Consider the following 23,049-nt stretch of genomic DNA (forward strand, 5'->3'; position numbering starts at 1 on the left):
CACGGAGGGGGAGTTCGATGAAACGCTTCGCAAGCCTGTGGGCCGTGCTCGGCCTGCTGATCAGTTCCGTCGCGATGGCCGACGATCCGCCGCTGAACACCAACGACTGGAACTTCGTGCTGGTGCCGGCGTTCGAGCAGGGTCGTGCCAACAACCTGTCGGTCGCCGGGCTCAACGCCTCGCTGCGCTTCGGCCAGACGCTGACGTCGCTGACCGCGGGCAAACTGCCGCAGCTGCAGCAGGTGTACGCGTTCACCATGAGTTCGCCGGAGAAAAGCGCGGACATGGCGCCACTGGAAAGCATCCAGCCGTACGCGCTACTGAACTACCAGGCGGTGAAGGTCGTGCACCTGAATCCCGGCGGCCCGTCCGACTACAACTCGCCGGCGTATTTCATGCAGCAGTTGCTGGCGAACGAGCCGCGCGGGATCTACGTGATGGCGATGCCGCGCGACATCCTCGCGGGCGTCGTCGAAGGCCTGACCGGCACGAAGCCGCGCATCGACGATCATCACTACTACGTCGTGTCCGGCCAGGCCGGTGCGCTGAAGGTCTCGGCCTACGGCGACGGTGTCGTGCCCGACGGGAAGTATCCCGACATCGCGTTGCCGCGGCGCTCTGCGTCATGTCCGCAGGCACCGGTGACGATCCGCGTGCGGCCGCCGGTCGGGCTGGTGCCGTACACGTCGCAGAAGGCGCTGCTGGTGCGGCACGTCGAAGCGCATCCCGGCGGCAACTTCGAGAACGGCAACTACGTCTGCCAGGGGCAGTGGCGCGCGCTGGGCGCGAACCGCATCCTGCTGGAGAAGCTCGGCCGCCGTCCGGATCACGTCTACACCTCCGACCCCGTCGACATCATCGACTGCGGCGACGCGTGTTCGTACATCCGCCCGTCGCTGACGGTCGCGCCGTTCGCGATCCAGCACGACCTGCCGCTGACGCTGGCGCCGTTCCAGTGGGAGGACGCGTCGGATCTGGCGATGGCGCTGTTCGATCGCAACTCGCCGTATCTCCAGCGGCCCGCGTCGGGACAGACGCTGCTGGTCGGCTGGGAGCACGACCACATCGTGAAGGCGGTGCAGTATCTGCTGGCCGAGGTCTATCGCGATCCCGCCGCCGCCGCGAAGCTGCCGGCGTGGAGCTACACCGACTACGACACGGTGTGGGAGCTGTCCACGGACAAGGACGGCACGCTGACCTTCCGCAACGGCTGCGAAGGCATCGCCACCGACACGCTGCCGAGCACCTGCCCCGCGTTCTTCCCCTGACATCCGCGCCGTCGATCGCGACGGCGAGGGCCGGCATCACGCGCCGTCGGTGATGCCGGTGCGGACGGGTCGCAGGAGCGCGCGGCACGTCGGCGGCGTCGCGTCGAGATCGAGGCGCAGCTGTTCGACGTCATCGCGGCACACCGGCGCTTCGGCGATGTGCCGCAGCGCGATGCGCCCGCCGAACGCCGCGTCGCCGATCGCGGCTTCGGCCAGCAGGTGCAGCACATGCACGAGGTAGCGCGTCCAGTCGAGATCGCGCACGTCGATCACGAGTTCGCGGTCGCCATCGCCCGTGCCCCAGTGCAGCGCGATCGTGTCGCCCGTGGCGGGACCGGACCGGCTGCGCAGCGGCACCAGCAGGTCGGCGATGCGCGGATGCCGCGCTTCGGCATCGAGCAGCGCGAAGCCGATCGTGTCGCCTTCGACGTGCGTCAGCAGCGGCGCGATGCCGGCCGACGTCGGCCGGCCGGCGAACAGGCGCACCTTCGTGAAGTTGGCGAGCCACGCGACGCGCTCGTGATCGGGCATGTCCGCGATCGTGCGTGCGAGGCCGCGCGCGAGCGCGGGCAGGTCGGGCTCGCGCACCACGACGAACAGCGTGCGGCGTTCATCGCCCGCAGCCTCGGCGGCACGGACCACGGCGTCGAGGCGGCGGGTCATCAGGCTTTCATGCAGGGACGTGGTCATAGCAGGCAATGCAGCACCGCGTGGCGAAGGCCGGCGGAGGCCTTCTTCTGTTCGAGCACCGCGAGGGCGCCGTAGACGTTCGCGCCGCCGTCGCGCTTGATCAGTCCCCGCAGCACCTTGCGGTCGGCATCGGTCGGGGCGGCGGGTTCGTGCGTCGCGAGGATGCGTCGCGCGCGTTCGAGGCAGGCGGCGAGACCGGCGTCGGAGTAATCGTCGGGTTGGCGCAGTCCCAGCGCGTGCAGGAAATACAGGCGGAAGCCGAGCCGGATCTCGGCGGTGGTCGCGCCACCCGCCACGCGCGACAGCAATCGCGCACCGGTGTACTGCTCCCAGCCGCCCTGCTTGGCGCTGAGCACCAGGCCTTCGACCGGCACGCGGGTGAAGCCGACGCGACGACAGCGCACGCCGAGCCGCTCGAACACCCGCGTCAGCGCCTCGTAATCGCGCTGGATGCCGGCGTCGTGGTACAGGCACAGCGTGTCGTGGCGCGGCGCTTCGTCGAGCAGGTCGCGCAGGATCGCCAGAAGGTAGTTCGGCAGTCCGTGCTCGGACATCAGCACGCGCAGCGGGCGCGCTTCGTCGGTGAGGTCGAGATACACGCCGCCGCCGAAGCCGCGCTGGTCCAGCAGCAGGCCCTGCGCGTCGAGCCGCGCGAGCACGGTCGGCGCGTCGAGGCCGAAGGGCGTCGAGTGGACCAGCGCGTCGCGCGGCAGGCCGAGCGTGTCGAACACCTCGCCCCACAGATCGAGGATGCGCTGCGACGCCGGATGCACGTAGCCGTCGGCCTCGATGCGCTGCGCGTACGCAGCCACGCGCTCGGCGGTCGGCAGCGCGCCGGCGCGGTGGCAGGCGATGTAGAGCGCACCGATGTCGCCTTCGCCCATCGCGGAGAAATCGGTGCCGGCGCATTCGCGGTCGAGGTAGTCCCAGAACCGGATCGTCTGCAGCGAGATGTCCCACGGCCGGCGGTTGTGCCAGAGCGTGCCGGGCGAGAAATGGCTTTCGAAGCGATGCATGAAGTCGAGCATCAGCACGCCCTTGAGGTGCGAGGGCGTGAGCGGCTTGGTCGGCGTGATGCCGACGGGCGCGTACAGCGTGCTCATGCGGTGCTGCCGACGCGGGCGAAGTCCTCGCGCAGGAAGGCGCGCAGCTGCGCCAGCGCCTGTTCCGGCGGCAGGCCGTTGTCGACGATGCGGTCTGCCAGCGTGCGTCCGAGCTGCAGTTCGTCCTCGAAGTTCGCCAGTCGCGTGCCGATGTCACCGTCCAGGGCGACGCGTGTCTGCAGGTGCGCCTCCACGCGCGCGTGCGGCGCTTCGATCTGGTAGACCACGTGCGACGGGAAATAACGCGGCAGCTTCTGCAGCAGCATCGCGCGCAGCATCAGCACGCGGATGCGGCCGTCGCCGGTTTCCAGCGCCTCGCGCGGCAGGCCGTAGCGCGCCTGCAGGCCGAACAGCTGCACGGTTTCCAGGAAGGAGCCGGACGCTTCGCGCGCGTCGAATTCGGCGTCGTCGACGAAGACGTGGTCGGCGTTCGCCGGGTCTTCGTAGTGGCGCGGCTTGCGCGTCGTCCACGTCGGCACGAGGCAAATGGTGCCTTCCTGCCGCAGCGGGGAAAACAGCGTGCTCTTGCCGACGCCGGAGGGACCGATCACGACCAGAATCTTGGGCATCATGACCTCACGCAGTCAACGGGATGTGCAGCAGCGGCGGCAGGAGCAGCGCCGCACCGACCGGGATGGACAGGTTGTCCACGCCCTTGTGCGACAGCGCTTCGACCAGGGTCAGCGCACCCGCGGCGATGCCGCCGGCGAGCAACGCCGTCGGTGGCGGCAGGCCGCCGAAGTGCGCGACGGACGCGAGGATCGCCCATGCCGACATGAAGAACGCGCTGCTGCCGATGTAGGACTTGGCATGGCCCAGCAGCACGTAGCGGCGACGGCCGAACGTGCGACCGACGAGGCTCGCCAGCGCATCGGAAATGCCGAGCACGAGGTAGGCGCCGAGGAACACCGGGTACGCCACGTGCATCGGCGCGATGATCGCGACCGACAGCGGCAGCATCAGGTCGCCCCACGAGGTGCGCTCCACCGACATGATCGCGCGCATCAGCACGGTGCGACGCAGCAGCGCGATCGCGACGAAGCTGCCGATTGCGATCAGCAGCAGTTCGCGGTCGCCGATGCCGAACACCGGGAATGCAGCGATCACGAGGCAGGTGCCGACGTGCACCGACTTGCGCGAGACCTCCGCGGTGTTGCCGAACCGGTGCAGGAGATCGCCGACCACGAAGCAGGCGAGGATGCCCAGCACGAACGCGATCATGGCGCGGGGCTCACGATCCGGTCCTTGACCTGCGGCGGACGCAGGCCGCTCGCCACGCGCTCGCACCATCGTTGCGTGAAGTGGTCGGGCGGCACGCGTTGCACGCGGCCCAGCGGTGCGGTCGCCAGCGCCGGATCGGCGGCGTATGCGTCGCGCAGCGCGGTTTCCGGGAACGTGCCATCGCCATCGCCGGCGAACAGCAGGTCCAGCATGCCCTTCCCGTCCGGCACGAAGGTGAAGTTGCGCAGGCGCAGGCCGTGCGTGGCGTCGAGCCGGCGCATGAAGGCGAGCAGCGACGATTCCGGTGCGGCGGAGGCCGGCGCGAGTCGTCCCGCGTAGGCGACCTGCGGCACCGCACCGGCGTGGCCGGTGACTTCGAGCAGGTCGCCCAGCACGTAGCGCGAGAAACCACCGGCCTGCGTGACCACGACGGCGTAGCTCGCGCCGGCGCGCAGTTCGCCGAGTGTCAGCGGCACCTGGTCGTCGCCGGCCTGCACGTCGAGGAACTCGAAGAATGCCGCGTTGTAGGCCATCACCCCGCGCAGCCCGTGCGGCAGCAGGTGCAGCGCCAGCGGCGCTTCCGATGCGGCCAGCGGTGCGGGCACCACCACGGCGTGTTCGCCGTAATCGGCGAGCACCTGCGGCAGGTAGACGCCGGCGATGCCTTCGTCCCAGCAGATCAGGCGTTCGACGTTCGGCCATACGTCGCGCGGCAGCAGGTGGCCGCGTGCGGCGCGCTTCGTCGCGATGTGGTCGGCCAGCACCGGATCGGGCTCGGCCACCGCGCGGCCGGCGAACGCGCCGGCGGCGAGGTCTTCGCACAACTGGTCGGCACGGGCTTCGAGCAGGTACGGGATCGACGCGAGGATCGCCGGATTGATGCCGACGAACTGGCGGATGTCGTGCGCCGCGGCCATGCGCAGGCGGAAATACAGGCGATCGAGGTCGGCGGGGATGTCCGCCGGCACCGACGCCCACGGCCCCTGCGTGCCGGGTTCCATCAGCGCCTCGCTGCCGAACTCGTTGGCGAGGTTCACCTGGCTCAGGCCGACGTGCGGCACACCGCTGGAGAGCGTCGCGGTGTCGCGCAGCGGATCCCACTTGAAGTTGATCGTGCGATCGCGCGTGGCCGCCAGCCCCGGATGCGCGCGCATCGTGCCTTCGAGATAGGTCATGTAGAAGGGATTGAACGTCTCCGCGAAATACACGCGCGGCAGCGGCAACACCTTCGCGCGGCCGGACGTGCTGCCGCTGCTGGAGATGTAGCGGAATACTTCGCCCGCAAACAGGACGTCCTGCTCGCCGGCGACGATGCGGTCGACATAAGGCCGGAAGGCTTCGTAGTTGCGCAGCGGCACCTGGCGACGGAAGGCGTCGAGGCCGTCGATGCGGTCGAAGCCGTGTTCGCGCCCGAAGGCGGTGTCGCGGCAGAGCTCGACGAAGCGCGACAGCAACGCTTGCTGGGTGCGGAGCGCGTCGTCGAGGCCTTCGACGAAACGCGCATACGGAGACGGACGGGGGGCGTCATGCATGACGTGCTTCCCTGCTGGATGGACGACTCGCCCGGTTCCCCCCTGGCGTTCCAGGCCGTGGCGGCGCGTGGCGCCGTGCGCACTATACACAGCAGCGCGGCACGTGGCGGATCGCGCGGCGGATGCGGGATCGGCTGCGGCTTTTCGTCTTGCACGCACCCGGTGCGCGTTTTTGGCGTAACGTGTGGACCGGGGCCGCGTGCCCCGTGACCGACACGTGGCAGGGGGCGGCTGGTCGGAAGGCGACGACGACGGCGGGGACGCCATCGTGTTCGCGGGACCGGGGACGCCCCGACACGTGCGCAACGTGAATCCGCCCGACAAGGAGATCGTCATGCGCGTCCGTTCGTCGTTCCTTCGCTGTCCGTCGCCGCGCCCGCGCCTGCTGGCGCCGCTCGCCGCCGTCCTGCTGCTGCCGTCGTTCGCGACGTCGGCGGCGCCCCCCGCCATGCAGGTGGTCGAGAGTCCGCGGCTGGTGCCGATCCTGCGCGCCGCACTGTCGCCGCCTTCGACCATGCTCGAAACGGTGCCGTCGCCGGCGATGACGCCGGTGCCCGACCACGACGCCTCGCTGTCGCTGGACATCCGGCTGACCGACGGCCGCATCTACAACCCCGCGACCGGCCGCTACGACCACGTGCGCCTGCGCAGCTACGTGCCCGAAGGCCAGGCGGCCGATCCGGAGACGCCCTTCGTCGCACCGACGATCGCCGTGCGACCCGGCGAGACCGTGCGCATCAAACTCAACAATCGCCTCGATCCGCAGCCGGGCTGTACGCCACCGAACATCAACACGCCGCACTGCTTCAACTCGACCAACCTGCATTCGCACGGGCTGTGGGTGAGCCCCGCCGGCAACAGCGACAACGTGCTGCTGACGATCCGCCCGAAGGTGTCGTTCGAGTACGAATACAACCTGCCCGCGACGCATCCCGCCGGCACGTTCTGGTACCACCCGCACCTGCACGGCTCGACCGCGTTGCAAGTCGCGAGCGGCATGGCCGGCGCACTGATCGTGCGCGGCGCGCGCGTGCCGACGCCGCAGCGCAACGGCGACATCGACACGCTGCTGCGCGGCGCCGACGGCCAGCCGTTCCGCGAACGCGTGGTGCTGTTCCAGCAGGTGCCGTATGCGTGCCGTGACGCGAACGGCAAGATCAAGACGAATCCCGACGGCACCTGGGCCTGCGGCCCGGACGACGTCGGCGAGATCACCGACTACGCCGACCAGCTCGGTTTCGGCACGTGGGCGCCGTCAGGTCGCTACACCAGCATCAACGGCGACATCCTGCCGCGCTTCGACGGCGCGGTGGCGGGGCGCATCGAGCGCTGGCGCAACCTGCACGCCGGCATCCGCGACTCCATCCGCCTGCAGTTCGTGCCGATGCGCGCGAACGCGAATCCGCTGTCGCTGCGCGAGGCCGACGACCACGCGAAGTGGATCGGCCGGAACTGCGTCGGCGACCCGCTGCCGCAATGGGAGATCGCCACCGACGGCCTGACCCATGCGCAGGTCATCCGCAAGACCGAGGTCGTGCTGCAGCCGGGCTACCGCAGCGATTCGCTGATGGTGTTCCCGGCCGCCGGCGACTACTGCGTGATCGACAACAGCGTGCCGGCCACCGGCTCGGTGTCGAGCGACGCCGAAAGCCGTCGCCTGCTCGGCACGGTGCGGGTGGCATCGGGCGACGCGGTGACCGGCGACATCGGCGCGTATCTGCAGCGCCAGCTCGTCGCCGCCGCGAATCGCTGGATGCCCGACGACGTGAAGGCGCGCGTGATCGCGGACCTGATGGCCGACCTGCGCACCGGCGCGTTCGTGCCGCATGCGCAGATCACCGACGGCGAACTGACGCCCGGCACCGGCCAGCAGGTGCAATTCGACATTTCCGGCACGCCGACGCAGTTCAAGGTCAACGGCAAGCCCTACGATCCGGCGACCTCACGCGATCTCGTGCTGAACAACGTCGAGGAATGGACCATCACCTCGGCCAACGGCAGCCATCCCTTCCACATCCACGTCAACCCGTTCGAGATCGTGAAAGTCCTCGACGCACAGGGCAACGACCTCAGCCTGCCCGGCAGCCCCGACCCCGACTACGCCGCGATGCAGGGCACGTGGAAGGACACGATCTTCGTGAAGAAAGGCCTGCGCGTGATCGTGCGCACCCGCTACGAACGCTACATCGGCGAGTACGTCCTGCACTGCCACATCCTCGACCACGAAGACCAGGGGATGATGCAGAACGTCCGCGTGCTGCTGCCGGACGGGCAGGGCGGGGCAATGGTCAGTGGACATGGCGGGCATGGGAGTCATTGAGCGTGGGGCGTCATGCACGCCCAGCGGCATGCGCCGGCGGAAGAGCGCCGGCGCGGTTGCGAGCGGCGCAGCCATGGAATCTCTGGCATGGAAGCGCTTTCAGGCGCTTTCGTGTCGTCGGAACGGTGGCGATGGAGTACCGCCGCGAATCGATTCCCTTGCCGAGGGACCGTTGCGTCAGTCCGACGTGCTCCTCTCCGCAGTCAGTCCCACCCTCCCGCCCCATCTGTCATCCGCCTCCGCCTGTCATCCCGAGCCGAAGGCGAGGGACCTGCTTTCCTGCTTCCGCGATGTCCCCCACTTCCGTCATCCCGGCGTATGCCGGGATCCAGCTCTTGGCTGCGCGCGGGCGGCCGAATAGCATAAGATTCCGCAATGTTCCATTTTTTGACTGTGCAAACGCATTCCTGTCAGAAATGACAGGGGAGGTAGGCCTTTGAAAAGTTGTTCAATCAGGGAATAGCTGCTTCCGACCCGAAGCGGACGTTGAGCCGTACTGCAAACCACTACTCGGGCATTGTTACCGCCTCGACGTTCGTTTCACCGAACAGCTTTGTGGTCGCCGTCAATGCCGTGGTGGACAAAGTCTGCGTCGCTAGCACCGCGAGCCGTTTCATGGGTCTTGAGATCGACACATAAAAGAGATTGCGCGCGCGGTAGAAGCCCTTGGTATTTGCAGTGGTGAGTTCCTTGGTCTCGAAAAGTTCCAGCAGCTGCGGCCAGTTGTAGTGATTCCAACCGCCACCGAGCACAACCAGCACGTTCTCGAATTCCGCTCCCTTCACGCTGTGCTGGGTAGCAAAAGGTGTCTGTTTGTCGATGAACCGAGCCAATGCCGTAATTTCGGAGTAGGCGACATTGCGCAGCGCTTGATGGCGTTGCAATCCTGTCGCCTCCGTCGGTACTGGCTCGCCATTCAACTGCTTCAGCTCTTCCTCGCGGCGAAGCACACGATCGGGAAGCACAGGTCGCTTCGTGGTCTGCAGGTGATCAAGGACTCCGCCTATGGTGCCCTCCCTCCTCAGTGTCATTAACAAGTCCATGTCGTTACGCCAGGACTGCTTGTCCGCGTGTGTATGGATGGCAGGGCGCGCACCGTAGAGACGGAAGAGTTCACCATAATTGGAGGCCTGATAGGCCTCCGCCATCGGCTCAAGGGTCTCAGAAAAGAACTTGATCAAGGCATCTTCTTTGCGTGCGAAGGCATCGTTGCGACCGGAAAACACCTTGGCAATTGTAGGGTAACCTTGCTCTGCTGCCAGCACGTTGTGGGTCAGCATGAGCACCTTGGTCTTGCTCAGGTCCCATCCTTCACCTTGCAGGCGCAGCATGAGCGACTCCCGTGTCGTGCGAGCAAGCTCGGGAAAGAGATCGGCCCTCGAATGGGGTGTGTTCGTTCTCGCGCAGCTGAAAAGATTGGTGTGAAAAAACCTTGCCTCACCGACTGCTTCAGGGTCAGCCACTGCCTGCGTCAATTCCGGTCGGAGCCGGTTGAGTACGTCGACGATGGCTGGCGCCGAACGGAAGTTCGATCCCTTGTTGATCGCCTCGATCGGATATGCGGCGAGCTCGTACTCGCTGTTGTAGATCGTTTGCCAATGATCGCCGAACAGCCCAATGAGAGGCCCCTTCTTGGGTGCAAGATAGTGGTCTGTAATAGCCGTCATGAAGTCGCGGTCGGTGTCTTGGTATTCGTCAATGAAGACGATTGGAAACTGCTGCTGGAATAAGAGCTGGAACTTGGGCTTGGCGAGGAGCTGCGACATGTACAGAGGGATGTCGTCATGGGCAAGCGTGATGCGCTCGTCGTCTACGCTGAAAAAGCCGAGTTCGTACTCCACCGGCTTCGATCCGACGCCGCCTGCCTCTTCTAGCTTTTCCCTCCGGTTCTCTGACGCTGAGACGAGTTCGCGAAGCGCCTTCTGGTATTGCCGTAGAAAGGCCCATGAGAATGCGTGGATGGTTTCGACGAGGATAGCGGGATGGCGTTCCACGTCGCGCGCTATTTCCTCGCGCGCAACCTCCGTATAGGTAATGCAGGCGATCATGCGTCCGCTTTGCATCAGCTCGGTCCCTCGCTCCGCGATCATCCGCTTCAGCGCGGCTACCAGAGAATAGGTCTTGCCGGCCCCAGCGCCTGCTTCCAACCGGAAGCTGCGGCCTTCATCCAGACACTTGTCGATCTTCGCCTGTGCCTGTTTAGCAGCGGCCAAGGCAGGGCTATCGTGGGCTGTATTCATGCTACCTCCTCCCCGGTAGCGGCTTGCTCGGGCGTAAGTCCGCGGGAGATTGCACTGTATCCCCCGCTGGGGGAGCAGGTGGTTCAGAAAGCCATTTAAGGCCCTCAGTGATGTATCGCGGCACGTTCCAATTCTTTTCGTGAATCGCGAAGCGCAGCGCCGTTTCCGCTTTGGGCAGGTTCTGCGCGATCTCCCAAGCGTCCTCTGCCTGACCATCGCCGTCTGCGAGCTTAAATATCGCGGGATTCGCGAGCACCAGCGCATCCTCATAGCTGCGCGCACAGATGCTCGACTCCGGCGCTTCCGGTACTTGATACGCGATGCGGCGATAACCGGAAATCTTTTCGGCGTCAGTTTTGGCGAGCAATGTCTTCATGTCCAGATCAGGAGCCGGCTTGGCCTTGATCTGGGCTTCGCCGCCATCCTTCTCGTTAGTTGGCCTGAACCACTCGCGAATGGCCGCATTCGATGTCCTTTCGCCTTGCGCGACCGGACATTTCTCCCAGACGTTTCGGTCGTTTCCTTTCCGATCTTTCTTGACAACTGACCGAACGGCATCAAGGTCAGTGACGACTAGCGTCTTCAATTCAAGGAAGTTCAGCAGTGGATAGAAGATGTGGGCATGGGCTCCGCCCACCTCGACGGTGGTGATGTACTGCTTGGCTAGCTTATGTTCCTCACCCAGGTCGCGATCGACAAACTCGAAGAGTTTCGGCATCAGCACTCGTTCTGTCGTGCCTTCCACGAGAATCACCTTGTCCGCGAAGTACAGGTCGCAATTGGTAAGGGTCATGTACTGGTGCAGGAATTCCTGTTCGGACGGGGGGATCGCCGCCATGCCCTTCTTGAAATCTTTCACCTTAGTCCGACGCCCCGACGTCGGCACCGGTTGCTGATTGAGGAAATAGCGCATTGCCTCGAACGGCGCAGCATTAGCGACATGCGAGGAATGCGTCGTAATGACGAACTGTACCTGCCATGCCGGTTCGTCTGGATACTTTGCCGAAAGCTTACCCACCGCAGCGTTCAACTGATGGATGAACACCTCTTGCATCTGTGGGTGAAGATGCGCTTCTGGTTCCTCGATGAAAATGAGATGAGTCGCTGGGCGTGTCGCTCTCGCGCGATAGAGTTTGTGGTAACTCTCTAGCTGGAGGAGCATGTAGATGAGGTTGCGTGTGCCAAGCCCGTTATAGCCTTCAGGCAAATGGACGCCGTCGGCGCTGGCATAGACCACCTTGGTGTGGTCCGACAGAAGCGAATCGACATTGAGCGATGTCTCCGGTTGCAACAAAGTGTCGTTCATGCTCGGAAAGCCCAGCATGCTCATCGCTGGCAGCAGCGCTTTCAGCATCGTATCGAACTCCGACTGCACCTCCCGTTCGATACCTTCAACTGAGGATCTCAGCTGGGCTGCGAGCTGCTGGTCCGCTGCAGCCGCGGTCGGAGCAGATGCGGTCTTGAACAAGATACTCAATAGCTTGCTGATGACATCGGTTTCGCCATGCTTGGCATGATCGAGCGTGCGTTCGGCACGCACTAGATTGCATTGGAGCAATGCGGCGAGGTGTGTCCCCCCTTCGAATCGTCGAACATTCGTAGGGTCTGTTGGATCAATAGCACTAACCTGAATGCTGTAGGCCTTGGGTATTGCCTCCTTGAGATGCCTCATGAATTGGATCTTCGCGTCTACGCCATTTGAGGTCTCTGGAACGTCGAGCAACTGCTGCAGCGACGGGAGGGTCGGTGCATATTCCAGTTTCGCGATGGCGGCCGTCGAACCCATGTCGAGGTCGATGATGAATGCCGATAATGGCCCTAGGGAGTGGGCGGCACTGTCATAGGCGAAGGTCAGGGTAATCGTGATCTTCGGAAGAATGGAGAGGACCTTATCTGGATCCTCTCCCTTCTGTCTGAACTCCTTCGCTTCGAAGAACTTGTAGCGGGCGCTTTCGGAGAAATCCTGGAGCCTGAACTTCGCGCCACCTTCGCCTGCGAAACGCTCGAACACGTCGGTGAGCGATGTTTTGCCGCTGTTGTTGCGACCCACGATAACCGTCGATCCCGGCTCGAGCATGATCTCGACATCCTGGAGCAGGCGGAAGCCTTCGACCCTGACCTTCTGTATGCGCATGTTTTCCCCCTAACAGCTGAGGAGAGCCTAACGCATTCTTTCGTCTGGAAAGAAACAGCCCTCTACGGATCGAGACCTGAGTATTTGGAGCCATACGCTTGAGCAGGCATCGTTCCACTCCAGTCGACTCTTAGCTATCAGATAAGTGCCCGCTCCTGGCCGGACAGCGGCCCTGTCAGATGTTGCAGTATAAGCATTCGCTTCTTGGTGCAATTGGTTCGCGTCGACTGCCTTCGATCCCAAGCGGACGTCCGCTCCTGCCGTTTGCAGCCATTCTTTTCCCCGCATGCTACGCCTGCGAGAAATACCATTGCGTGTCATGCCCGATTCGGTCCCGGCTTTGACCAACGCCCACAAAAAACGCCCCGTCTCCGGGGCGTTTTTCGTTCCGCATGCCGGATGCGATCAGCCGGTCACGAGACTCAGGCCGTAGTACGACAGCAGCGGCACCAGTGGCTGGTAGTAGCTGTTGCCGCCGCCGGGCTTGCCGGCGCGGCCCTTGCAGTTGCCGCTGCCGCCGGAGAGCACGCCCTGGCCCTGGCCGGTGCCGGTGATGAACGCGCCGCCGGAGTCGCCGCCTTCCGAGCAGGCGGTGGTCTGCGTGAGGTTCACGATCGTCTCGCCGCTCTGGTAGTTGACGGTCACGTTCTTGGCCTTGATCGCGCCGCAGCGCCAGCCGGAGGTGCGGCCGGAGCGGCAGAGCGCGGCACCGACCGCGGCTTCTGCGCTGCCCTTCACGGTGACGTTGCCGCTGCCCCAGCCGTACACGGTCGCCGACTGCGTGTGGCCCCCGGAGATCTGGACCCACGCCATGTCGGTGCCCGTGCTGCCCGGATTCGGGAAGGTCGAGCCCTGGAACGTGCCGATCTGCGGGCCGAGCGTCCACTGCGGGCCGGTGCCGCTCGCGCCTTCGAGGTACGCCGGTTCGCCCGCGTCGCCGCAATGCCCGGCGGTGGCGTAGCCGGGCGTGCCGCCCTTGGTGACGTTGAAGCCGATCGAGCAGGCGTAGAGATAGCCGTCGCCTGGATTGCGCAGGTAGCCGAGGCCGCCTTGCAGGGTGCTGCGCAGCGTCGGCTGTTCGTCCATGGTCACGAAGCGCAGGGTCTTCGCATCCGCGCCACTGCGCGCGATGAAGTCGATGGCGGCGAGCTGGCCGCCCGTGCCGATGCCGACCACGACGCTGTTGGTGGTCACGTCGACGCTCCAGCTGTAGACGCCGCGGGGCGCGCGCGCGCCCTGCCTGAGCATCATGTCGAGCTGGCCCTTGGCGTCTTCGAGTTCGGCCAGCGTGTGGCGCGCGTTGCGGATGGCGATGCCGGGCGCCGCCTTCTGCGCGCCGGAGCGCGTGGTCGCGACGACGAGCTGGAATTCGCCGTTGCCCTTGCGCTCGATCCAGCTGCCCGCGAACTGGCTGCCCTGCTGCCGTTCGAGCAGCTTCGCCTGCTGCCGGGCGAGGCGTTCGGTCTGGAGATATTGCCCGAGCTGGGCATCCGTGAGGGCGAGGTCGCGCTTCATCGCCTGCCGGAGTGCGGGCGCGATGGTGTCGTCTTGAGGGGAGGCCGATGCCGTGGTGGCGATCAGCAGGAAGGCCGCGGCGAGCGGCGACAGAAGGACACGTGCCTGGGAGAAGGTCTTGCGCATTCCGTAAGCTCCTCGATGAGCGAGTGGTGGTGGCGCGATCGCCCTGAACCGCCCGGTCCGCCCCTGTTCGACCCGACGATCGCCAACGGAATCTAGCACACGATGTCCGCGCGATCCGGTGCAATGCAGCAGACGCGGGCGTGCGCGGCGACGCTGCACCGCGTCGTGTTTGCAGGGGGTTTTCGATCCGGAGGCGTATGGCGCGCATGCGTTCATCCGCGCGGGACGTTCATGTGCGTCGGTTCGTGCCGTCCGCACGAGCGACGCTTCCGAGTGCGCTACCTCGGCGCCGGGTCCTCGGCCGCCGCCCGCATCGCCAGCAGCAACGCACCGAGGATCCCGCTGCGATCGCCCAATCCCGGCGGCACGATGTACGCCTCGATCCCGCCTTCGACTTCATCGCGGGCGAGGTAGCCGCCCAGCCAATGCCGCGTGCGGGTGCGGATCGGGGCGAACAGGCGGTCGTGCTGCATGACGCCGCCGCCGAGGACGATGCGGCGCGGCGACAGGGTGAGCGCGAGCTGGGCGCAGAGTTGGCCGAGGTAGTCGGCTTCGATGTCCCACACGGGATGTGCGTCTGGCGCGTCGCCGAGGTCGTGGCCGAGGCGCGCGACCAGGGCGGGGCCGTTGGCGAGGCCTTCGAGGCAGTCGCCGTGGTGCGGGCAGACGCCGGCGAATCCGCTGTCGCCGGCGTGGCGGCGCGGGTGGATGTGGCCGACTTCCGGATGCAGCAACCCATGCAGCGGTTTGCCCGCAATGACCGCACCGACGCCGATGCCGGTGCCGACGGTGACGTAGCACAGGCTGTCGAGCGGCGTGCCGTCGTCGCCGCGGCCCGCGCCCCAGTGCGCTTCGGCCAGCGCCGCGGCGTTGACGTCGGTGTCGAGCGCGATCGGAATGCCCATCGACGCGAACGGCGCGCGCAGGTCGGCGTCGTGCCAGCCGGGTTTCGGCGTGCGCAGCAGACGACCGTAGGCGGCGGCGCGTGGATCGAGTTCGAGCGGACCGAAGCTCGCGATGCCCAGTGCGCGCGGCGCGCCGAAACGTTGCGATGCGGCATCGAAGAACGCATGCGCTTCGGCGAGCGTCGATGCGGGATCGCGGGTCGGGAAGCGCACGCGTTCGAGCAGCGTGCCGTCGGCGGTCGCGACGGCGCAGACGAACTTGGTGCCGCCGGCTTCGATGGCGGCGTAGACGGGCGTGGCGTCGTCTGCGGTCATGCGTGGTCTGCAGTCGGTTCGATGCGTCGCAGCCAGCGTAGCGCATGCGGCGCGAGCGTGGCGGGCAGTGCGTGGGTCGCGCCGTCGTCGTCGAGCAGGTCGCGCCAGCCGTCGAGCGGCAGCACATGGTCGCCCTGCGGCGTGACCACGACGTCGCGCGGCGACAGGTTGGCGAGCACCAGCACGTCGTCGCCGCGCCGCAGGCCGAGCACCGCGGGATCGTCGAAGCCGAGGACGCGCATCGATGCATCGCCGCGGAAGGCCGGTGTCGCGGCGCGCACGGCGAGCATGCGGCGCAGCGCAGTGCCGATGCGGCCGGCGCTGTCGTCCGCCGTGCCGCGCTCGACCGCGTCCGCCGTCGCCCAGTCCATCGCCGGGCGATGCAGCCAGCGGCCTTCGTCGGCGCGCGAAGGATCGTCGGCGTAGCGCTCGTCGTTGCCGAGCGCGATCTCGTCGCCCATGTACAGCGTCGGCAGGCCGGGTGCGGCCAGCATCAGGCCGTGCAGCAACAGGAAGCGCGCCTCGGCGGTGGTCAGCGCATCGTCGTTGTCGTCTTCGCGTGCCGCATCGAGCCCGCACAAGGCGGCGGTCATGCCGTTGGTGCCGTGCACGGCGGCATCGCTTGCGCTCTGGAACGCGCGACCGCGGGCATCGCTGCCGGGCTCCGCGCCGGCGTAGAAGCGTGCGATGCGGGCGAGGTCGAATCCCGCGTGCGATGTGCTGCCGGCGGCTTCCTCGCGCAGGACATTCCAGCCGATGTCGTCGTGGCAGCGCAGGTAGGCCAGCCAGCCGCAGCCGTCGGGCAATGTCGGTGTGCGCGCGAACGCGGCGCGCAGCGGATCGGCGCGACGTTCGGCCAGCGCGGCCCACAGCGACGCCATCAGCGTGCTGTGGTAGGCGAGATGACATTCATGGCCGGCGGCGTCGCCGGTGCCGAAGTAGGGCACCAGCGCAGGCGCGGGCACGATCGCCTCGGCCTTCAGCAGCACGCCCGGTGCGACGATGTCGACGACCGCGCGCAGCGCCTGGATCAGCGCGTGCGCCTCGGGCTGGTTCATGCTGTCGGTGCCGAGGCGCTTCCACAGGTACGCGGTGGAATCGAGACGGAACGCTTCGATGCCGCGGTTCGCCAGCCGCAGCAGCGTCAGCGCCATTTCGGCGAACACCATCGGGTTCGCCCAGTTGAGATCCCACTGGTACGGATAGAAGGTGGTCCACACGTGGCCGAGTCCCGGCACCTCGGTGAAGTTGCCGGGCGCGGTGAGCGGGAACACCTGGCCGAGCGTGCGCTCGTGCGCGTCGGGCAGCGTGCGGTCGGGGAACACGTGGTAGTAGTCGCGATAGCGCGCATCGCCCGCGCGTGCGGCCAGCGCCCAGCGATGGTCGTCCGCGGTGTGGTTGAGCACGAGGTCGGCGCAGAGGCTGATGCCGGCGTCGCGCAGCCGCGCGGTGAGTGCATCGAGGTCGGCGTCGTCGCCGAGTGCGGGATCGACGCGGTCGTAGTCGCGCACCGCGAAGCCGCCGTCGCTGTCGCCGTCGCGCGGGCACAGGAACGGCAGCAGGTGCAGGTAGCGCACGCCGAGGCGCTGCAGGTAGGGCACGCGGTCGGCGACGCCGCGCAGCGAGCCGCCGAAGCGGTCGACGTAGGTGCTGTAGCCGAGCATGTCCGCGGCGAGGAACCAGTGCGGGTCGCGTTCGCGGGCGAGGTCGAGTGCGCGCAGCGCGTCGGGGCGCGCGTCGGCGCAGGCGGCCATGCCGGCGACGAGCACGGACAGCGCGTGGTCGAACGCGGGCGCGTCGGCATGGGTGCGTCGCAGCGCCGCGAACAGCCGCGGGGCGTGCGCGTCCCAGCGCGCGAGCGCGAGGTCGCGCCGTGCGGCGGGCACGGCGTCGGTGAACATTCGGCGGAGCGTGTCGTCGGGTGTGCGCAAGGCGTTCATGGGCCTGTTCGAAAGTGAAAAAGCGGCGGGCGCGCGCCGGCCCGGAGAGGAAGAGTCCGGCGCGCGCCCGTCGCAGCGGGCTCAGAACTCGTAGCGGACGTTGGCCGAGATCGTGCGGCCGGGGATCGAGCGGGCGCGGATGATGTTCTCCGCACCGTCGACGATCGCGCCTTCCTCGGCCTCGGTGATGCCGAAGGTGTCGAACACGTTGTTGACGTTGAGTCCGACGACCCAGTTCTCCGCGAAGCGGTAATCGGCGAACAGATTCACCTGGGTGTAGCCGGGCATCTTCAGCTGGTTGTTGTCCTGGGTGTAGGCGTCGGTGGTGCCGATCAGGTTCGCGCCGAGCGTCCAGTTCGCGGCCTGGTAGCCGCCGGTGAACTGGTAGACGAGGTCGGCCTGGCGACGCGGCGTGTGGCCTTCGTTCGCCGGCGTGATCTCGTCCTTGCTGATCTCGGCGTCGGTCCAGGTCAGGCCGCCGTTGAGGAAGAATTCGTTCACGCGCAGCGAGGCTTCGAGTTCGATGCCGTGCGCCTTGTACACGCGGTCGAAGAAGCGCTGGCTGGTCAGCTCGAAGTTCTGTTCCTCGGTCTTGGCATAGAACGCCGTGCCGAACAGGCTGAGGCCGCCGCGACGCCACTTCAGGCCGGCTTCGACCTGATCGACCATGTCGACCGCATCCTGCGCACGCACAGAACCGTCGGGACGGACCACGCCGAACAGCAGGCGATCGGCGTTGGCGCGACCGCCGCGGCTGATCCGCGCGAAGCCGGCGAGGTCGTCCTGGAACAGGTAGTTCGCGCCGATCGAGTACGACGTGTAGCCCCAGTCGTAGTCGATCGGCGAGGCGGCGGCGTTGTTCACTTCGGACACGCTGCGCTCGGGGGCGGAGATCACGCCGTCGCCGTCCACGTCGACGTTCGCGACCTGCACGCTGCCGGCGTAGTGGCCGCGCGCCTTGCCGGTGTCGCGGCGCACGCTGGCGTCGATGTCGAGCCTGCCCAGCGCATACGACAGCGAGAGATACGGCGCGCCGATCGTGTACGTGGCGGCGTAGCGGCGCGTGCAGCAGTTGCCCCAGGCCGGCACGCCGTAGGCGTAGAGGCCGTTGTCGGAGAGATTGGCGCTGGTGGCGTCGTAGACATCAAGCAGCGCCGAGCGGCCGTTGCCGTCGAGGGTCTGCAGGTACGAGTTCCACACCCAGTCCATGTCGATCTTCTGGCGTGAGCGGTAGTAGCCGCCGCTGAGGTCGAGCTTGCCGTCGCCGGTGTCGAGGCTGCGGGTCAGCTTGAGGTCGTTGACGACGTTGCCGAAGTCGTTGATCTCGGTGTTGAACAGGTGCGTGCGCACGGTGGTGCCGGTGTAGGTCTGTCCTGCGTTCGGGCCGTTGGCATAGCGCAGCGTCGAGCCGGCGCCGCCGACGCTGGCGGCGAGGCCGGCGGCCGTGCCCACTTCCGCCGGGAACTGGCCGACGAAGCGGCCGCTGTTGTCGGCGTAGCGGAATTTCTCGTCGATGCGCCAGTCGTCGCCGAAGCGGTACTGCGCTTCCACGCCGAACGCGGTGCTGTCCGGATGCATGCCGTCGGTGATGTCGGTGCGGCGGCGCTGGTTGTCGCCGTCGAGGCCGATGTCGGTGCGGAAATAGCGGCTTTGCAGCGTGTCGCGCGCCGGGTCGAAGCCATTGATGGCGCCCAGGTTCGGGCTGCCGTTGCTGCCGGTCGCGCGCGTGGGCACCGGCAGGTAGCCGATCGCGCGATCGTCGAGGCGCTTGAGGTGGAAGCGCAGGTAGCCGTTGTCGAACTCGCGGGTGAGATTGGCCTTCAGCTGGCCGCCCTTCTCGGCGGTGTAGCCCGCGTCGCGCACGCCGTCGCCGGCACGCCAGAAGCCGCCGACGTGGAAGCGCCAGCCGTTGCCGAAGGGCATGCCGTAGCGGAAGTCGACGCGGTTGCTGGCGTAGTCCAGCCCGGTGGTCAGGCCGACCGAGCCGCCCTGCACCTCGCCGGTGTTGCTGATGAAGTTGATCACGCCGCCGGGCGAGTTGCTGGCGAAAGTCGACGCCGAACCGCCGCGCACGGCCTGGATGCGATCGACCGAGCCGTCGTAGCGCAGGAAGATGTCGGCGTTGCCGAAGGCGATGTCGCCGAACTCCATCACCGGCAGGCCGTCTTCCTGCAGTTGCAGGAACTTCGCGCCACCGGCCGCGACCGGCAGGCCGCGCACGGCGATGTTGGCGTTGCCTTCGCCGCCGGTGGACTCCGAGCGCACGCCGGGAAGGTTGCGGAAGATCTCGGCGGTGGAGCGCGGCGCGGCGCGCTCGACGGTGTCCGCGGTGACGTCGCTGGTGGAGACGCTGCTGCGCAGTTTCGACTTGCCGCCGGCGGTGGCGGTCACCACGATCGCGTCGAGGTCGTTGCCGTCCGTCGGCTTGTCGGCGGACGGCGCGGCCGGTTCGGATGCCTGCGCGGCGGCGAAGCCGGAGGCGCACGACATGGCCAGGGCGCAGACCACGGCGAACGACAGCGGACGGACAAGCGGTTGGCGTTGCGGAGACGACTTCGACGGGCGTGTCATGGCGGCGGAACCTCCGGTGGTCGGGTAGGCAGCGACGGGCTGCCGGGCGGTGATGTCATAACGAGTCACGCAATCGATTGCAAGTATTTTTCATGCGGCGTGGTCGGCCTGGCGGATTCCGGAGCGGTCCGGTCGCGTCCGGTTTTCGGATAACTGCATGAAAGTCTGGAAATTATCGCCATATCAGGAAAAATCATCGGCGTCTTTCCCGGGCCTTGGAGATGGCCTGGAATGGGCGATTGCTGCTGCGATGCAGCATGCACAATCGATTGCGTTGACGCAGTATCGCCTTGCCGGCGACCCTTCCCCGTCGGTGTCCGCTACCGTCCGCCCGCTTCCCTGCCGGAGCCCGTCATGGCCGATCTGCACGTCCATCTGGAGACCCTCGATCTCGTCGTCCTCGCGCTGTACGCGCTGGGGATCGTCGGTCTGGGCCTGTTCGTCTCGAAGCGTCGCGCCTCGGCGGACGACTACTTCCTCGCGTCGCGTTCGACCACGTGGCCGGTGATCGGCCTGGCGCTGCTGGCGTCGAACATTTCCTCGACCACGCTGATCGGCCTCGCGGGCGCGGCGTACGGCACCGGCATCTCGGTCTACAACTACGAGTGGATGGCGACGGTGGTGCTCGCGTTCTTCTGCGTGTTCTTCCTGCCGTTCCTGCTGCGCTCGCAGGTGTACACGCTGCCGGAATACCTCGAACGCCGCTACGACCGTCGCGCGCGCGTCTATTTCTCGGCGCTGACCATTTTCCTCAACATCGTGGTCGACACCGCGGGCACGCTGTACGGCGGCGCGATCATGCTCAAGCTGATCCTGCCGCAGTGGCCGCTGTGGGAGATCGTCGCGGTGCTGGCGCTGTCGGCCGGCGTCTACACCGTCGCCGGCGGCCTGCGCGCGGTGATCTACACCGAGACCGTGCAGGCGGTGATCCTGTTGGGCGCATCGGTGTTCATTGCGGTGTTCGCCTTCGACAAGGCCGGTGGCTGGAATGCGGTGATGCGCGCGGTGGATCCCGCGCGGCTGTCGCTGATCCGCCCGATCGACGATCCGGGCGTGCCGTGGCTCGGCCTCGTGCTGGGCGTGCCGCTGCTGGGGTTCTACTTCTGGTGCACCAACCAGTTCATGGTCCAGCGCGTGCTGTCGGCGAAGGACGAGAACCACGGTCGCTGGGGCGCGCTGTTCGCGGGACTGCTGAAGCTGCCGGTGCTGTACGTGATGGTGCTGCCGGGCACGGCCGCGATCCTGCTGTACCCGCACCTCGAACGCCCGGACCTGGTGTATCCGACGCTGATCTTCGACCTGCTGCCGGCGGGGCTGGTCGGCATCGTGATCGCCGGCTTCTTCGCCGCGATCATGTCGTCGATCGCCAGCACCTTCAATTCCGCGGCCACGCTGGTGACGATGGATTTCGTGCGTCCGCGGCTGCCGAACGCCGACGGCGCGACGCTGGTGCGCGCGGGCCGCATCACCACGATCGTGTTCATGGTGCTGGCGGTGGCGTGGGCGCCGCAGATCGAGCGCTTCTCGTCGCTGTGGCAGTACCTGCAGGCGGTGCTGGCGTACGCGGTGCCGCCGGTGTGCGCGCTGTTCCTGGTCGGCCTGTTCTGGCGCGGCGCGAACGCCAAGGGCGCCGCCGCGGCGATCCTCGCCGGCCTGATCGGTGGTGGCGCGCTGTTCTGGGCGAACGTGCTGTCGCCGCAGCCGCTGGGCCTGCATTTCCTGCTCGTCGCGCCGATCCTGTTCGTGCTCAGCACGATCGTGCTGATCGCGGTCAGCGCCGTCACCGCGCCGCCGCCGGCGGGGCAGGTGGACGCGATGCTGTGGACGCCGGCGTTCTACCGCGACGAGACCCGCGCGCTGGCCGGCACGCCGTGGTGGCGCAACTACCGCGTGCAGTCGGCGCTGCTGCTGGCGCTGACCGCGGTGATCGTGTGGACGTTCCGTTAGCGTCGTTTCGTCGCCGCCGATCGCGCGAGTGGTAGAGCGGCCTGACCAGCCAACGGCTGGTCAGGCCGCTCTACCAAACCCGAAGGGTCACGTCGACGCGCGGACGATCAGCGTCGGCGGCAGCAGCGTGGAGTCGTGGGCGTCGCCGCGGATCGCGGCGATCACCGTGTCCACCAGCGCGACCGCGCCGCGGGCCAGTTCCTGGCGGACGGTGGTGAGCGGCGGGTGTGCGTGTTCGGCCAGCAGGATGTCGTCGAAGCCGACCACCGCCACGTCCTCCGGTACCCGGCGGCCGGCAGCGGCCAGTGCGCGCATCGCGGCGATGGCAATGACGTCGGAGGCCGCGACCACGCCGTCGAAGGCCAGCCCGGAGGCGATCGCCTCGGCCATGCGGGCCTCGGCATCGGCGGCGGCGAAGCCGGTGCGCACCAGCCGCTCCGGCGCGGCCTTCACGCCCGCGTCGCGCAGCGCCTGGCGGTAACCGTCGTGGCGGTGCGCGACTTCCGGCAGACGCTCGTCGCCGAGGAAGACGATGCGCTTGCGGCCGCGTTCGAGCAGGTGTTCGGTGCCCAGCCGCCCGCCGAGGCGGTTGTCGGTGCCCACCACCGCGTACTTCTGTCCGGCCAACTGCGAGCCCCAGACCGACAGCGGGATGCCGGCGCGTGCGGCCTCGTTGATCGCCGCGTGCTCGGAGCTCTGGCCGATCAGGATCACGCCGTCGCTGCGGCCAGGCTGCTGCAGGCGCCGCACCCAGCCGTCCTGGTGCACCGCGATCTTCGCCAGCAGCATGTTGTAGCCGCGGTCGGCGAGGGTGTCGGCCAGGTGCGCCAGCATGGTCATCATGAACGGGTCGACCAGGTGCGGCTCGCGCTCGTGGACGAGGGGCACGCCGACCGTGATCACCCCGGTCTGGCGCGAGCGCAGGCTGCTGGCGACCGGATTGACCGTGTAGCCCGCTTCCTCGGCCAGCCTGCGGATCCGCTCGCGGGTGCTGGCGGCGATCATCGGGCTGTCCTTGAGCGCCCGAGATACGGTGGATTCGGACACGCCGGCGAGGCGGGCGATGTCCGACATCTGCAGGTTGGTCGGGGGCTGCGAGACCCGACGGCGAGGTGCGTTCATGCGCCTAGCCTCCGCCAAAACCGCGACCCCGATCAAGTTGCGGTGCGGGAGCGCCGCAACCGGCACGGAAACGGCAGGCCGGAAGACGGTAGCGGCAGAC

The 23,049-nt window shown here is 67.2% G+C and carries 15 protein-coding genes; 3 read left to right on the plus strand and 12 right to left on the minus strand.

All coding sequences use genetic code 11. From position 1 onward, the window contains the following. Positions 1-17 precede the first annotated feature (17 nt). Positions 18-1,268, plus strand: coding sequence for a hypothetical protein (locus ACT53R_RS12270; RefSeq protein ID WP_476172163.1), 1,251 nt, complete (start codon positions 18-20; stop codon positions 1,266-1,268). 36 nt (positions 1,269-1,304) lie between these two features. On the opposite strand, the gene ACT53R_RS12275 is transcribed toward ACT53R_RS12270, so the two are convergent. From ACT53R_RS12275 to ACT53R_RS12295, 5 genes are read right to left on the minus strand one after another with little or no spacing between them, the layout of a single operon-like run. Beyond that, positions 1,305-1,958, minus strand: coding sequence for a DUF6182 family protein (locus ACT53R_RS12275; protein WP_476172164.1), 654 nt, complete (start codon positions 1,956-1,958; stop codon positions 1,305-1,307). After that, positions 1,955-3,061 carry a hypothetical protein gene (locus ACT53R_RS12280; protein ID WP_476172165.1) on the minus strand — a complete coding sequence of 369 codons (1,107 nt, stop codon included), beginning with the start codon at positions 3,059-3,061 and terminating at the stop codon, positions 1,955-1,957. Before ACT53R_RS12280 ends, ACT53R_RS12275 begins: the two co-directional genes overlap by 4 nt. Continuing rightward, positions 3,058-3,630 carry a hypothetical protein gene (locus ACT53R_RS12285; protein ID WP_476172166.1) on the minus strand — a complete coding sequence of 191 codons (573 nt, stop codon included), beginning with the start codon at positions 3,628-3,630 and terminating at the stop codon, positions 3,058-3,060. Before ACT53R_RS12285 ends, ACT53R_RS12280 begins: the two co-directional genes overlap by 4 nt. A gap of 7 nt (positions 3,631-3,637) precedes the next feature. Next, positions 3,638-4,282 (minus strand): hypothetical protein, encoded by a 645-nt coding sequence (locus ACT53R_RS12290; RefSeq protein WP_476172167.1) that lies wholly within the window; start codon positions 4,280-4,282, stop codon positions 3,638-3,640. After that, a complete protein-coding gene (locus ACT53R_RS12295; RefSeq protein WP_476172168.1) occupies positions 4,279-5,814 on the minus strand; it encodes a GH3 family acyl-acid amido synthetase in 1,536 nt (511 codons plus the stop codon). Before ACT53R_RS12295 ends, ACT53R_RS12290 begins: the two co-directional genes overlap by 4 nt. Before the next feature lie 334 nt (positions 5,815-6,148). On the opposite strand from ACT53R_RS12295, the gene ACT53R_RS12300 reads away from it, so the two are divergent. Continuing rightward, positions 6,149-8,134 carry a multicopper oxidase family protein gene (locus tag ACT53R_RS12300; protein WP_476172169.1) on the plus strand — a complete coding sequence of 662 codons (1,986 nt, stop codon included), beginning with the start codon at positions 6,149-6,151 and terminating at the stop codon, positions 8,132-8,134. Between the two features lie 506 nt (positions 8,135-8,640). Here the strand turns inward: ACT53R_RS12300 and ACT53R_RS12305 are convergent. The 6 genes from ACT53R_RS12305 to ACT53R_RS12330 all read right to left on the minus strand — a co-directional run bounded on the left by ACT53R_RS12305 (position 8,641) and on the right by ACT53R_RS12330 (position 19,799). After that, positions 8,641-10,374 carry a UvrD-helicase domain-containing protein gene (locus ACT53R_RS12305; protein ID WP_476172170.1) on the minus strand — a complete coding sequence of 578 codons (1,734 nt, stop codon included), beginning with the start codon at positions 10,372-10,374 and terminating at the stop codon, positions 8,641-8,643. 1 nt (position 10,375) lies between these two features. Then, positions 10,376-12,508: an ATP-dependent nuclease gene (locus ACT53R_RS12310; RefSeq protein ID WP_476172171.1), complete on the minus strand. Its 2,133-nt coding sequence runs from the start codon at positions 12,506-12,508 to the stop codon at positions 10,376-10,378. Positions 12,509-12,913: 405 nt separating this feature from the next. Then, positions 12,914-14,149, minus strand: coding sequence for a S1 family peptidase (locus ACT53R_RS12315; RefSeq protein WP_476172172.1), 1,236 nt, complete (start codon positions 14,147-14,149; stop codon positions 12,914-12,916). 278 nt (positions 14,150-14,427) lie between these two features. Then, on the minus strand, positions 14,428-15,369 hold the full coding sequence (locus tag ACT53R_RS12320) for an ROK family protein (RefSeq protein ID WP_476172173.1): 942 nt from the start codon (positions 15,367-15,369) through the stop codon (positions 14,428-14,430). Further along, entirely contained in the window at positions 15,366-17,309 is a 1,944-nt protein-coding gene (locus ACT53R_RS12325; RefSeq protein ID WP_476172174.1) for an alpha-amylase family glycosyl hydrolase, read from the minus strand. The genes ACT53R_RS12320 and ACT53R_RS12325 overlap by 4 nt, the downstream gene beginning before the upstream one ends. An 81-nt stretch (positions 17,310-17,390) precedes the next feature. Continuing rightward, positions 17,391-19,799 (minus strand): TonB-dependent siderophore receptor, encoded by a 2,409-nt coding sequence (locus ACT53R_RS12330; protein ID WP_476172188.1) that lies wholly within the window; start codon positions 19,797-19,799, stop codon positions 17,391-17,393. Positions 19,800-20,234: 435 nt separating this feature from the next. Here ACT53R_RS12330 and ACT53R_RS12335 point away from each other — a divergent pair, with 435 nt between their 5' ends. Next, a complete protein-coding gene (locus ACT53R_RS12335; RefSeq protein ID WP_476172175.1) occupies positions 20,235-21,827 on the plus strand; it encodes a sodium:solute symporter in 1,593 nt (530 codons plus the stop codon). 87 nt (positions 21,828-21,914) lie between these two features. Here the strand turns inward: ACT53R_RS12335 and ACT53R_RS12340 are convergent, their stop codons facing one another. Continuing rightward, positions 21,915-22,949, minus strand: coding sequence for a substrate-binding domain-containing protein (locus ACT53R_RS12340; RefSeq protein WP_476172176.1), 1,035 nt, complete (start codon positions 22,947-22,949; stop codon positions 21,915-21,917). Positions 22,950-23,049 lie beyond the last annotated feature (100 nt).

It is taken from the genome of Lysobacter sp. DMC104 (assembly GCF_056313665.1).

What these genes read in the sequence shown, in the direction of transcription:
- ACT53R_RS12300 (WP_476172169.1), top strand. Translation starts at nt 6,149, where the DNA reads ATGCGCGTCCGTTCGTCGTTCCTTCGCTGTCCGTCGCCGCGCCCGCGC.
- ACT53R_RS12285 (WP_476172166.1), bottom strand. Translation starts at nt 3,630, where the DNA reads ATGCCCAAGATTCTGGTCGTGATCGGTCCCTCCGGCGTCGGCAAGAGC.
- ACT53R_RS12275 (WP_476172164.1), bottom strand. Translation starts at nt 1,958, where the DNA reads ATGACCACGTCCCTGCATGAAAGCCTGATGACCCGCCGCCTCGACGCC.
- ACT53R_RS12320 (WP_476172173.1), bottom strand. Translation starts at nt 15,369, where the DNA reads ATGACCGCAGACGACGCCACGCCCGTCTACGCCGCCATCGAAGCCGGC.
- ACT53R_RS12305 (WP_476172170.1), bottom strand. Translation starts at nt 10,374, where the DNA reads ATGAATACAGCCCACGATAGCCCTGCCTTGGCCGCTGCTAAACAGGCA.
- ACT53R_RS12330 (WP_476172188.1), bottom strand. Translation starts at nt 19,799, where the DNA reads ATGTCGTGCGCCTCCGGCTTCGCCGCCGCGCAGGCATCCGAACCGGCC.
- ACT53R_RS12290 (WP_476172167.1), bottom strand. Translation starts at nt 4,282, where the DNA reads ATGATCGCGTTCGTGCTGGGCATCCTCGCCTGCTTCGTGGTCGGCGAT.
- ACT53R_RS12315 (WP_476172172.1), bottom strand. Translation starts at nt 14,149, where the DNA reads ATGCGCAAGACCTTCTCCCAGGCACGTGTCCTTCTGTCGCCGCTCGCC.
- ACT53R_RS12325 (WP_476172174.1), bottom strand. Translation starts at nt 17,309, where the DNA reads ATGAACGCCTTGCGCACACCCGACGACACGCTCCGCCGAATGTTCACC.
- ACT53R_RS12280 (WP_476172165.1), bottom strand. Translation starts at nt 3,061, where the DNA reads ATGAGCACGCTGTACGCGCCCGTCGGCATCACGCCGACCAAGCCGCTC.
- ACT53R_RS12310 (WP_476172171.1), bottom strand. Translation starts at nt 12,508, where the DNA reads ATGCGCATACAGAAGGTCAGGGTCGAAGGCTTCCGCCTGCTCCAGGAT.
- ACT53R_RS12335 (WP_476172175.1), top strand. Translation starts at nt 20,235, where the DNA reads ATGGCCGATCTGCACGTCCATCTGGAGACCCTCGATCTCGTCGTCCTC.
- ACT53R_RS12295 (WP_476172168.1), bottom strand. Translation starts at nt 5,814, where the DNA reads ATGCATGACGCCCCCCGTCCGTCTCCGTATGCGCGTTTCGTCGAAGGC.
- ACT53R_RS12270 (WP_476172163.1), top strand. Translation starts at nt 18, where the DNA reads ATGAAACGCTTCGCAAGCCTGTGGGCCGTGCTCGGCCTGCTGATCAGT.
- ACT53R_RS12340 (WP_476172176.1), bottom strand. Translation starts at nt 22,949, where the DNA reads ATGAACGCACCTCGCCGTCGGGTCTCGCAGCCCCCGACCAACCTGCAG.